General features: G+C 43.5%; 13 protein-coding genes and 1 tRNA gene. 3 read left to right on the forward strand and 11 right to left on the reverse strand.

The window, feature by feature from the left end; all coding sequences use genetic code 11:
• The first annotated feature begins 57 nt into the window (after positions 1-57).
• Genes AC4OGX_RS06915 through AC4OGX_RS06925 form a run of 3 tightly spaced genes read left to right on the forward strand, consistent with a single transcriptional unit; the run spans position 58 to position 1,922 of the window.
• Positions 58-426, forward strand: a complete 369-nt coding sequence (locus AC4OGX_RS06915) for a GntR family transcriptional regulator (RefSeq protein ID WP_493329368.1) — start codon at positions 58-60, stop codon at positions 424-426.
• A complete protein-coding gene (locus tag AC4OGX_RS06920) occupies positions 427-1,125 on the forward strand; it encodes an ABC transporter ATP-binding protein (RefSeq protein ID WP_493329369.1) in 699 nt (232 codons plus the stop codon).
• Positions 1,119-1,922 (forward strand): hypothetical protein, encoded by an 804-nt coding sequence (locus AC4OGX_RS06925; protein ID WP_493329370.1) that lies wholly within the window; start codon positions 1,119-1,121, stop codon positions 1,920-1,922. Before AC4OGX_RS06920 ends, AC4OGX_RS06925 begins: the two co-directional genes overlap by 7 nt.
• Positions 1,923-2,062: 140 nt before the next feature.
• On the opposite strand, the gene AC4OGX_RS06930 is transcribed toward AC4OGX_RS06925, so the two are convergent.
• The 11 genes from AC4OGX_RS06930 to groL all read right to left on the reverse strand — a co-directional run bounded on the left by AC4OGX_RS06930 (position 2,063) and on the right by groL (position 12,197).
• Positions 2,063-2,395: a branched-chain amino acid transporter permease gene (locus AC4OGX_RS06930; protein ID WP_493329372.1), complete on the reverse strand. Its 333-nt coding sequence runs from the start codon at positions 2,393-2,395 to the stop codon at positions 2,063-2,065.
• Positions 2,386-3,096 carry an AzlC family ABC transporter permease gene (locus AC4OGX_RS06935; RefSeq protein ID WP_493329484.1) on the reverse strand — a complete coding sequence of 237 codons (711 nt, stop codon included), beginning with the start codon at positions 3,094-3,096 and terminating at the stop codon, positions 2,386-2,388. Before AC4OGX_RS06935 ends, AC4OGX_RS06930 begins: the two co-directional genes overlap by 10 nt.
• Positions 3,097-3,198: 102 nt before the next feature.
• Positions 3,199-3,270: transfer RNA gene (locus AC4OGX_RS06940), tRNA-Arg, on the reverse strand.
• A gap of 211 nt (positions 3,271-3,481) precedes the next feature.
• Complete coding sequence (locus tag AC4OGX_RS06945; protein ID WP_493329374.1) at positions 3,482-4,303, reverse strand: hypothetical protein; 822 nt, start codon at positions 4,301-4,303, stop codon at positions 3,482-3,484.
• A gap of 16 nt (positions 4,304-4,319) precedes the next feature.
• On the reverse strand, positions 4,320-5,327 hold the full coding sequence (locus AC4OGX_RS06950) for a DUF5688 family protein (RefSeq protein WP_493329376.1): 1,008 nt from the start codon (positions 5,325-5,327) through the stop codon (positions 4,320-4,322).
• Between the two features lie 310 nt (positions 5,328-5,637).
• Positions 5,638-6,195, reverse strand: a complete 558-nt coding sequence (gene efp / locus AC4OGX_RS06955) for an elongation factor P (RefSeq protein WP_216243810.1) — start codon at positions 6,193-6,195, stop codon at positions 5,638-5,640.
• Between the two features lie 92 nt (positions 6,196-6,287).
• Positions 6,288-6,800 carry a YqeG family HAD IIIA-type phosphatase gene (locus tag AC4OGX_RS06960; RefSeq protein WP_493329378.1) on the reverse strand — a complete coding sequence of 171 codons (513 nt, stop codon included), beginning with the start codon at positions 6,798-6,800 and terminating at the stop codon, positions 6,288-6,290.
• Entirely contained in the window at positions 6,800-7,585 is a 786-nt protein-coding gene (locus AC4OGX_RS06965) for a shikimate kinase (RefSeq protein WP_493329379.1), read from the reverse strand. Before AC4OGX_RS06965 ends, AC4OGX_RS06960 begins: the two co-directional genes overlap by 1 nt.
• A 105-nt stretch (positions 7,586-7,690) precedes the next feature.
• Positions 7,691-8,377: a peptidoglycan recognition protein family protein gene (locus AC4OGX_RS06970; RefSeq protein WP_493329380.1), complete on the reverse strand. Its 687-nt coding sequence runs from the start codon at positions 8,375-8,377 to the stop codon at positions 7,691-7,693.
• A gap of 218 nt (positions 8,378-8,595) precedes the next feature.
• The gene (guaB, locus tag AC4OGX_RS06975; protein ID WP_493329381.1) at positions 8,596-10,050 is read right to left on the reverse strand and encodes an IMP dehydrogenase; all 1,455 of its coding nucleotides are present in this window, start codon (positions 10,048-10,050) and stop codon (positions 8,596-8,598) included.
• 521 nt (positions 10,051-10,571) lie between these two features.
• A complete protein-coding gene (gene groL / locus AC4OGX_RS06980; protein WP_493329383.1) occupies positions 10,572-12,197 on the reverse strand; it encodes a chaperonin GroEL in 1,626 nt (541 codons plus the stop codon).
• Positions 12,198-12,241: the final 44 nt, after the last annotated feature.

A 12,241-nucleotide genomic window follows, 5' to 3' on the forward strand; every position in this document is an offset into this window, starting at 1 on the left:
TGTATGATTGTACTATACAGTTAGTACAGTCTTAGAATAGAAAAAGAGGTGACTGAGATGCCATGGGATTTAGATAATGATCGTCCCATTTACCTGCAGCTTATGGAACGTATCCAGCAGGATATCATTGCAGGTGTCTACAAGCCGGGAGATAAGCTCCCATCCGTCCGTGATCTGGCATTGGATGCCGCCGTGAATCCCAATACCATGCAGAAAGCGCTCTCGGAACTTGAGCGCAGCGGTCTGGTTTATTCCCAGCGTACAAGCGGCCGGTTTATCACGGAGGACGAAAAGATGCTCAAGAATATGAAACTGGAATTAGCATCCGAGCATATTCATCAGTTCCTGGAGAAGATGGAGCTGCTGGGATTCGAAGATGAAGAGACATTAGAATTGATTCAGAAAGCATTAAAGGGGGATAAGTAGATGAAACCACTTCTGGAATGTCAGGGATTGACGAAAAAGTACAATAACTTCTATGCCCTTTCCAACCTGGACCTGACTCTGGAAAGAGGCCAGATCGTCGGCCTGCTCGGCCCTAACGGCAGCGGTAAGACGACACTGATCAAGCTGATCAACGGGCTGTTAGTCCCCACTGGCGGCCGTGTGATGATAGGCAGCATGGCCCCCGGGGTCAAGACAAAAAAGATGATTTCCTATCTTCCTGAACGCAGCAGTGTCAGCGGACATATGCGCGTAAGCGATATTACTTCCTATTTCGCTGACTTTTATGATAATTTCAGCATAGAACGGGCTAATGCCATGTTCAAAGATTTGGAGATCGACACACATGCCAGACTCCATACGCTTTCAAAAGGAACAAAGGAAAAGGTACAGCTCATCCTGGTCATGAGCAGGGATGCGGAATTGTATATACTGGATGAACCGATCGGCGGAGTTGATCCTGCCGCGCGGGATTACATTTTACATACCATTCTGACGAATTATAATGAGAATGCAACCATCCTGATATCTACGCATTTGATTACAGATATTGAGAATGTGTTGGACCGGGTTTTGTTCCTCCAGAACGGACATCTCACATTGAATGAGACCGTAGATGACATCCGTACAAAATGGGGAAAATCTGTCGATACATTATTCAGGGAGGTATTCAAATGTTAGGGAAACTCATTAAATATGACTTAAAATACGGAGTGCGTATCTTTATCATCCTCCATGTGATTTTGATTGCTGTCTGCACACTGGGACGGTTTTTCTACATGGAAAAGATTAGCTTTAACGCGCCGGCCAATACGATCATCCCTTCTTTAATCGTATTCTGCTCAGTTTTGATTCTTTTATTTACCGCTGTGTGCTTCGGCATGACTGCTCTGATTGCGGTTCGTTTTTACAAGAATCTTTTTACGGATGAAGGCTACTTAACCTGGACGCTTCCTGCCACAGCTACCCAGCATCTGTGGGCAAAGATCATCTCCGGGGTCATCTGGGAGACAGGCAATCTTCTGCTGTGCTCATTGGGCCTGTGGATCCTGGTCAGCGGTGATAATGTGACGACAGCTTACGCAGCCATTTCTTCCGAGGTTACCGTGTCCTTAGGCATGCCGATCAGCCAGTTTGGCATCACCGGTCTGCTGTACGGGATACTCGGCACTATAGGCAGTGTGATCTTCATCTATCTCTGCATCGGTGTCGGACAGCTTTTCCCGGGGCACCGGGTTTTATGCTCCATCGTTATGTACGTGATCCTTTCAGCAGTAACTCAGATGATCACATTTGCATTGATGTTTGCATTCCATATTGCACCTGGATCTACAAATTACGTTCTCATGACAGGTACCAGTGCCACATATTATATGATGACCTCATTCCGGATATCCGCGATCATGTCTGTACTTTTAATCATCGTAGGATATATCGGCATTCACTACATCATGAACAAAAAGGTAAACTTAAATTAGCATTGTTTTATCATGTCTCTATATTTAAAAAGCTCACAGATCGATCTGTTCAGAAAACCAGATTTATCTGTGAGCTTTTTCTATACTGTTTCCTCATAGCCTCTTTTGCTGCTTCTTGGCAGGAGACTTCTATGATAAGCTTAAAATACAGCCTGGACAAGAAACATATATAAAACAGTTCCTGCACCGATACTCAGAAGATTATTCCTTTTCCAGACATGAAGAATCACGACTGTCAAAACAGCAATCAATTCCGGGATCCCATGCGGAGCAGCCATCACAGGCGTATCTTTTAAACAGTACACGACCAGCATGCCAATGACTGCAGGTGTCAGCACCTTCCCTAAATATTCTATCGTCTTAGGGATCGGCTTCCCCTTGGGAAAAATCAGAAACGGAACCGCTCTTGTTGCAAAGGTGGTGACCGCGACTGCAAGTATGATCAGCAGGGAGGTCGTTATACTTACTGGCATACTTCCACCTCCCTTTCTTTTTCTAATCTCTTTCTTGTAGCAAATAGAACCATAATACTCATCATCATTGTCGGGAACACAAAATTACCGCTGCCGAAAATCTGAAGACAAAGTACCGCGCATACAATACCGATCACTGCCGGAACACGGTTCTTCGCATCCATCCATTGTTCCACGAAAATCACAACGAACAGTGCTGTCATCGCAAATTCTATTCCTTCTGCATTAAACGGAAGTACACTTTTCAGAATCCCGCCTATTGCTGAGCCAATGATCCAATAGCTCTGGTCCATCAAAGCGATCGCAAATAAGAACTTATCCTCTTCCACGCCCTCAGGCACTTTGGTAGTGCACAGAAGAGAGTACGTCTCATCCGTCAGTCCAAAAATCATATACCATCGCTTCTTCCCCATCTTATGAAACTTATCCAAAAGGGAAAGTCCATAGAACACATGCCGTATATTGACCATAAGAGTCATAAAGATCACCTGCACAAAAGATATCCCCGGTACAAAAAAATTCACCGCCAGATATTGTCCGGAGCCGGCATAAACGAGCAGACTCATCAAAACAGCCCACCAGGCCGAGTACCCTTTTTCTGCATACATCACTCCAAAAGCGATCCCTATGAACAAGTATCCCGTCAGAACCGGGATCGTATAGGGAAACGCTTTTTTAAACGCTGTCTTATATCCTGTCATCTTTCCCATTCCCTCTTATGTCGATCTCATATCCTACATTATCTTTTCTAATACATATCTGTACTTTGCCCTCTCTTTATCCGTTCCAGGGCATAAAAAATACACGTCTGGGCGGAGTCGAACCGCCGCACATGCCTCCGGAGGGCATTGCTCTATCCACTGAGCTACAGACGCATAATCTGGTGCGATCCTGCTGTACAAGAGATATCCCTCAACAGAACGCCTTATAATCCTAGCACAATTTTTGAAAAAAGTAAAGAGTAAAACATAAAAAGAATTCTCGGTGCACAAAAGAATTGTCCGAAAGGCAGTTCAATAAATAGGCATTATTAAAGGGAAGGACATCAGATGCCCCTCCCTCATAATAATTTTTCTCAAACGATCCCTAAGCAGTTCCAGCCAATATACGGCTATGTTCAGAGACCACCTCTTTCAGCATACTGATGTCCGACTTCATCGTTTCATGCTCCTCATTTCCTAACCTGTAGCGCTCATATGTAGAAGTATAACAAGATTCAATATTTTGCAGCCTCGGTATGATGATATTTTCAAGGCTTAATTCAATCCCCTTAATCCGTGGAGAAATCTCAGTTCTTAAGGCATCTTCTACGCCGTTGATCCTACTGCTAAGCACTTCCACACTCGTCTCGACCACATCAATTCTGCCTCCTAAATTAGCCTCTACTTTATCAAGCCGTTCTCCCAGCAACTCTATTTTATTCAGCCCTTCTTCTAATCTTTCCTCTACCGTGTCAAGCCGCTCTCCTAGCACTTCTACTTTCGCCTCTACCGTGTCAAGCCGTTCTCCTAGCACTTCTACTTTCGACTCTACCACGACAAGCTGCTCCCCTAGCGCTTCTACTTTCGACTCTACCGCGACAAGCCGTTCCCCTAGCGCTTCTACTTTCGACTCTACTGCGACAAGCTGCTCTCCTAGCGCTTCTACCTTCGACTCTACCGCGACAAGCCGTTCCCCTAGCGCTTCTACTTTCGACTCTACCGCGACAAGCCGTTCCCCTAGCGCTTCTACTTTCGACTCTACCACGACAAGCCGTTCCCCCAGAATTTCCACGCTGCTTCTTACTTCCTCTAGCCCTTTCTCCAGCGACGCCAAGATAGGCATTAGTTTTTGATCTAATAATTTTGAAAATACATTCAATAATTCCTGTTCTGTCATGATCTGCACCTCCTGTATTAAGCTTATCATAGCTTTCTATGAAAAACTATCTACCTGTACCATAATAGTCCTCCTGCTCCCCGAACCGGATCTCCCCCGTTCTATACGCAATGGATTCCTGCATCTGCCATCCTAGCTTCTTTTTCATCATCAGACGTTTCTTTTTACGCTCATAAAAATATGCATGGTCACTTAAGACTTCTTCCGGTTCTACCTGTGTCTCATTAATCTCCGCAACCATCTCGTCCATTTCATCCGGGTCTAAAGCCTTAGAATCCGGAACAATAATAACCTCATGAACGCTGCTGGGCAGAATATAATAATCCTCCCTCAGTATATCACCGATCAATTCTAATACATGTGGATACATTATACAGGCTGCTCCATAATTTCTGGGTGGATTGGTCAGTACATACATGACATCCCTTTTATCTTTTCTTACCTCCTCCAGAAGATTCTCCGCCTCGTCCTCTTCTGTAACTTCTAACATCTGCTCGAGTGCATACTGCATTGTAAAAAATTCCGCAGGCAGCAGTTTTTTTACATTCTGTACTGCGTCCAAAAACAGATCATTCTTGGAAATTCCCCACTTTTTCATATGTTCAGCGCAGATCTGGATCGTTGCCGTTCCCCTCTTCTCCATGTCTAAAAGCACATAGAAAACAATCGCCAGATCTAAAACCGCTATGTAAGGAGCCTGTTCGAGCAGTACTTTATTTTTTGAACAATGAATCAGTTTAAATACAACTCTATCCTGAATTTCTTCATATTTCTCAAATTTTCTGCTGTCCCAGACTTCTTCCGGCCTCACACACTCATAAAAATCCAAGATTTCTTTGATCAGCCTTTCCAAAGGCTCCCCTCTTAAAAACCGGACATAAAATCCCTCCAGATAGATTGTTGGAGCCGCATGAAATCCCTGCGTCTCGATCAAAATGCCTTTCTTTTCCCTGCCGTTATTCTTAACAGCAGTATATATACTTGCTCTGATCCCCTCCTTTAACTTCTTGTTCAATTCTTTTTCAACAGCGTACAAAAAATCCTGATATCCCATAAATCTCCTCTCTAATTGACCCACTGTACGCTCATCATAAAAATTGAGAAAGCTGGCACGAAAAATGCCGAGATAAATTGATTTGAAATATATTATGTAAGATGATTATATACGATTGGAAGACAAAACACAACTACTTTTCCTATAAATTATTTCTGCAGGATTCCCTGCATAAATGTCCCCCTATCTCTTCAAAAGTATAAAAAGTTTTGCATCCCGCCGGAAGAGCTTTTTATGATACAGGGATAGGTATTTCCATAAAAATAAGCAGGAAAACCGATCTGTTTTCCTGCTTATGATCATCAAATGCTTATACACGTGACAGGTATTCACCTGTTCTTGTGTCGATCTTCAATACATCTCCCTGCTCTACGAACAGCGGAACCATTACTACTGCGCCAGTCTCTACTGTAGCAGGCTTTGTTGCTCCCTGAGCTGTATCACCCTTGAATCCCGGCTCTGTCTCTGTAATTGCCAGCTCTACGAACAGAGGCGGCTCAACTGAGAATACGTTTCCATTGTGAGAACAGATCTTAACGACCTCATTCTCTTTTACAAACTTTAAAGCATCGCCAACTACTTCTGAGTTCAATGCGATCTGGTCGTATGTCTCTACATCCATGAAGTTGAATAGATCGCCATCCTGATAGAGATACTGCATATCTTTTCTGTCGATACGAGCCTGTTCAAATTTTTCTGTAGGTCTGAATGTTTTTTCTACGGCACCACCGCTGATTATATTTTTTAATTTTGTTCTTACAAATGCTGCACCTTTTCCTGGTTTTACGTGCTGGAATTCCATAATCTGGTAAATATTTCCGTCAATTTCAACGGTTAAGCCATTTTTAAAATCTCCTGCTGAAATCATTGTAATCCTCCTTCAATCGCGCAATTTATGCACATACCTAATTTACACTGTTTATAATTTTATAATAGATTCTTCTATTTTTCAACCTTTTTTTACTTAGATAGCTGTTTCTTTTGCTTCTTTTTATAAAAATACAGCACGATCCGCTCTAAATAGCGTTTTAAAACGATTTGAATCTCCTCTTTTGGGTGGATGGGTTTCACCAGAATATTATGGACCCCGGTTCTTTTTGCTCCCCATACATCAGTAAAAAGCTGGTCCCCAACAAAAACCGTATTGCTCAAGTCGGTACCCATGATCTCCATCGCCTTTTTATAATTTTTTGTGGAAGGCTTATGGGCATTGTAAATATAATTGGTCCCAATCTCTTCATTGAACATCTTCACACGTGCTTCCTGATTATTGGATATCAAACAGGATGAAAATCCAATCTCCCGAAGCCGCACAAACAGCTTCTTCGCCCGCTCATCTGCCGGCGCACCATGCGGTACGAGCGTATTATCAATATCAAAGATTACGCCCCGGTACCCTTCCTCATACAATTTTTCAAATGGGATGACATATGTAGACATCCTATAATCATCCGGGAAAAATTTATCAAACATTATTCTGCATCCAACTCCATTAGTTTAGAAATCAATTCTTCACAGACCTGCAAAACCGACTTATCATCCGTCTGGATCACAATATCTGCCGCTGCTTCATATTTTTCACGGCGCTTCTCCATCAGCTCCGCAATATATTCTACATTATTATTGCCATTTAGTACCGGCCTGTCATCACTGTCCTTCACCCGTTCATATACCGTCTGCGGACTGGCAGTCAGAAGTACGACTCTGCCGTTCTTTTTCATCTCAGCAATATTTTCTTCGCGCATTGCAGCGCCGCCCCCGCAGGAGATGATCGTATTTTTCTTTGACTGCAATTCGATCAGAAGTTTTGTCTCCAGTTCCCTGAAATATTCTTCGCCATATGTTGCAAAAATATCCGGGATACTCATCTCTTCCCTGTTCGAGATCTCCTGGTCCATCTCGACGATATTCATTGCAAACATGGTACTGAGGTAATCGGAAACCGTCGACTTGCCCGCCCCCATGAATCCGATCAGCACGATATTATAGGAAAACAGCCCTCTCGCCTGGATTCGCTTACTGTTGCGCACGATTCTGCGGAACACATCGTGAATCTCCTCCTGATACTTATTCCCTTCCAGCTTCTCCTTGAGCCTGCGCTCCTGCTTCGCCTCCTGTGCCGGCTGCAGAATAGGCATACCATACTCTTCTTTATATGCCATGATCTTTTCCACGATCGCATTGCGTTCTACCAATGCATCGATGATCTTGTCATCACAAAGAGCAAGCTGCTCACGGTACATCTCTAAATCATTCATTTTTTACTGTCCACCTTTTATCCCTTATTCCTAAATAAATACATTATATTATATCAATTTTCCACAGCGATAGCAAGGGGATTCACAGACTATCTGTTTTACGCTTCATCGGTCTCTTTCTATGGCTGCCTTTACATCTCCTTTAAAGAGTTCCCAGGCTTTTTCGTCTTCCACAAAATACTTCGGGCAGATCTTCCCGGTGACATCATAATGCCGGATCACATCATCCTGTGTCAGCCCGAACTTCTTACAGAGCCATGCTGTCAGCTGCACGAGAGATGCATAAGTCTCGTCCGTAAACTTGCCGGTCTCGTCCGGATGGCAGCATTCGATCGATACTGTATCATGGTTTCTGCTGTTCGATGCATAGGCCAGCTCCCATGTCGGCACACATTGGATGATCTCTCCCTCCATCCCGATCACAAAATGACTGCTCACAGAGGTCTCGTGGCTGTCCTTTAGACCTTGGAAATAATCCCTGTTATTCTGTGCTGTGCTCCCCGGATTAGCCGTATAATGCACCACGATTCCTGTGATCGGGTCCGATTCGATCCCCGGCCTCGAATACTCATTCACATCCAATAGCTGAACATCAATCTCTGGCTTAGACGCATCTACTTTAAGCCCTGTATTTGCCTTATTCTTATTCCCCCCGGCCACACAGGAATAGATCCCCAGAATGATCGTCAATATGACCAGCGCCAAAATGCCGCCATAAATATACATAGATTTTTTATCCTGCTTTAACTTCTTTATAAAAGAAGCAAATCTGCGTCTTCGTTTTCTCTTCATCTGTACATCCCCATTACACAATCTTTTACTATTTTAGCATAGAAAATGAAGTTAAAGTTAAATAATTCATGATAATTTTATTAATTTTATTTTCTTTGTCATAAAAAGGAAACAAAAAAACTGCTGCAAAATGACCCATTTCATCAAGATATATCTCCTATGCAGGGAATGAAATATCCTTAAAATGAACGTTCATTTTACAGCAGTTTTTCTATTCTTTACTCATCTACACTATAGTTAGGTGCTTCTTTTGTAATATGGATGTCATGCGGATGACTTTCCTTCAAGGAAGCGGCAGAGATCTTTACAAACTGTCCGTTCTGCTTTAAATCTTCAATCGTAGGTGTTCCGCAGTATCCCATACCTGAACGCAGGCCACCCATCAGCTGGAATACAGTATCTTCAACGGTTCCTTTATAAGCCACACGTCCTTCTACGCCTTCCGGAACCAGTTTCTTTGCATCTGCCTGGAAATATCTGTCCTTGCTTCCATTTTCCATTGCAGAGATAGATCCCATTCCACGGTATACCTTATATTTTCTTCCCTGATATAACTCAAATGTTCCCGGGCTTTCATCACATCCAGCGAAGATACTTCCCATCATACATACATTGGCACCGGCTGCAATGGCTTTTGTCATATCTCCTGAATATTTGATTCCCCCATCAGCAATGATCGGGATTCCATATTCCTTTGCCACCTCATAGCAGTTCATAACTGCTGTGATCTGAGGTACACCAATACCTGCTACAACACGTGTCGTACAGATAGATCCCGGTCCGATACCAACCTTAACTGCATCTACACCTGCCTCGATCAGCGCCTTTGCTGCCTCCCCTGTTGCAACATTTCCCGCAATTACCTGAAGATCCGGATATTTTTCCTTCACCATACGGACTGTACGAAGCACATTTGCAGAATGTCCATGGGCAGAATCCATAACAACTACATCCACCTTAGCTTCCACAAGCGCAGCCACACGCTCCAGGCAGTTTGCTGTGATACCGATCGCTGCGCCGCAGAGCAGACGTCCCTGTGAATCCTTTGCGGATAAAGGATACTTGATCTGCTTCTCAATATCCTTGATCGTGATCAGCCCCTTCAAGTTGCCTTCATCATCTACGATCGGAAGCTTTTCCTTTCTGGCCTTGGCAAGAATCTTCTTCGCTTCCTCCAGTGTGATGCCCTCCTTTGCTGTAATCAGACCTTCGGAAGTCATAGACTCTTTTATCTTCTTAGAGAAATCTTCTTCGAACTTCAAATCACGGTTTGTAATAATTCCTACCAGTCTTCTGCCCTCTGTGATCGGCACACCTGAAATGCGGAACTTCGCCATCAAGTTGTTAGCATCCTCCAGAGTATGTTCAGGTGACAAATAAAAAGGATCTGTGATTACCCCATTCTCAGATCTTTTTACTTTATCAACCTCTTCTGCCTGCTGCTCAATAGACATATTTTTATGAATAATACCAATACCGCCCTGACGCGCCATGGCGATAGCCATCCGGTGCTCAGTAACCGTATCCATCCCAGCACTCATCATTGGGATATTCAGTCGTATACTCTTTGTCAAATTTGTTGAAAGATCAACCTGGTTTGGAATCACCTCTGAGTATGCCGGAACTAAAAGCACGTCATCAAATGTAATACCCTCTCCAATAATTTTACCCATGATTTAACATCCTCCATTCTTCCTCTAATAGTATTTGAATATTTTAACTGATATAGTACAAAACTTCACAGAAGTTGTCAAGGCATTCCTGCCTCATAACTCAAAAATTAGTCCTGATTTATATTAAACTCCATTATTAAGCTGTCCTTATAATCAAATTTAAACCTTCCCCCTCCCGTTAAAAAAGGAGACTTTCCAACTGGCTGAGCCAAGATAAGCAGGATTGAGATCTGTCCTCTTTACGTGGTAAGGTCTTTCAACATCTTTAAAGCGTACGACTAGATATTCTTATTGAAAAAGATGCGCTCAGAAGGGATGAAATTTGATCCGCAAGATCAAATTTCAGGACAAGCTAAGCCGGGAAAATATCAATTTTCCCGGCTTATTTGTCTGTGCCCTTCTGAGCGCATCTTTTTCTATTAGAACTTCTTCGTTAAGCGGTTCGGATGTTGAAAGCCTTACCATGGGGAGAGAACATATCTCAATCCTGCTTATCGTCCCCAACCTGCCCAAAAGCCTTCTTACATCATTCCCATTCCGCCTGCGCCGCCTGCCGGCATTGCTGGTGTATCTTCTTTGATCGTAGATACTACGGATTCAGTTGTCAGTAATGTTGAAGCTACACTTGTTGCATTTTGTAATGCGCTTCTTGTTACCTTTGCCGGATCCAGGATTCCTTCCTGTACCATATCTACATATTCTTCTTTATATGCGTCAAATCCTACGCCTGGCTCAGATTCTCTTACTTTGTTGATGATAACTGCGCCTTCCAGTCCGGCATTTGTTGCGATGTGGTACAACGGTGCTTCCAGGGCTTTTAATACCACTTTTGCTCCTGTCTTCTCATCACCTTCCAGTGTATCTGCAAGCATAGCAACCTCTTTTGCTGCATGGATATATGCAGAACCGCCTCCTGCGATGATTCCTTCTTCAACAGCTGCTCTTGTAGCGTTCAAAGCATCTTCCATACGAAGCTTTGCTTCCTTCATCTCAGTCTCTGTTGCAGCACCTACACGGATCACTGCTACGCCGCCTGCCAGTTTAGCAAGTCTTTCCTGTAATTTCTCTTTATCAAATTCAGATGTTGTCTCTTCGATTCCTTTTTTGATCTGAGCAACTCTGTCTTCGATTGCTTTCTTATCTCCGCAGCCATCTACGATCACTGTGTTTTCCTTCTGAACCTTAACAGATTTTGCACGTCCAAGCTGATCCAGTGTTGCTTCTTTTAAGTCCATTCCAAGCTCTTCTGAGATCACCTGTCCGCCTGTCAGGATTGCGATATCCTGCAGCATCTCTTTTCTTCTGTCGCCATATCCAGGTGCTTTTACAGCTACTACGTTGAATGTTCCACGCAGCTTATTAACGATCAATGTTGTCAGTGCTTCACCTTCAATGTCCTCAGCGATGATCAGAAGTCTTGCTCCGGACTGAACGATCTGCTCTAACAGAGGAAGGATCTCCTGAATGTTAGAAATCTTCTTATCTGTGATCAGGATGTATGGTTCATCCAGATTTGCTTCCATTTTCTCCATGTCTGTTGCCATGTATGCGGAGATATATCCACGGTCAAACTGCATACCTTCTACCAGATCAAGCTCTGTCAGCATTGTCTTGGACTCTTCGATCGTGATAACACCATCGTTGGAAACCTTCTCCATTGCGTCTGCTACCATCTGTCCTACGGAATCGTCTCCTGAGGATACAGCTGCAACTCTTGCGATCTGCTCTTTATCTTTTACCTTGCTGCTCATCTTAGCGATCGCTTCAACGGCAACATCTGTAGCTTTCTTCATACCTTTACGAAGAACGATCGGGTTAGCGCCTGCTTCCAGGTTCTTCATTCCTTCATGGACCATAGCCTGTGCAAGAACAGTAGCTGTTGTTGTACCATCACCTGCCACATCATTTGTCTTGGAAGCAACTTCTTTGATCAGCTGTGCTCCCATGTTCTCGAATCCGTCTTCCAGCTCGATCTCTTTTGCGATAGTCACACCGTCGTTAGTGATAAGCGGTGCACCGAATGATTTGTCAAGTACTACGTTTCTTCCTTTTGGTCCTAATGTTACTCTTACTGTATCAGCCAGCTTGTTCACACCTTTTTCTAATGCTGCTCTGGCTTCTGATCCGTATTTGATTTCCTTTGCCATGTCTGTCACTCCTCTTTCATATTCTTATCTGAATCTATTATTCT

It is taken from the genome of Faecalicatena sp. (assembly GCF_058819085.1).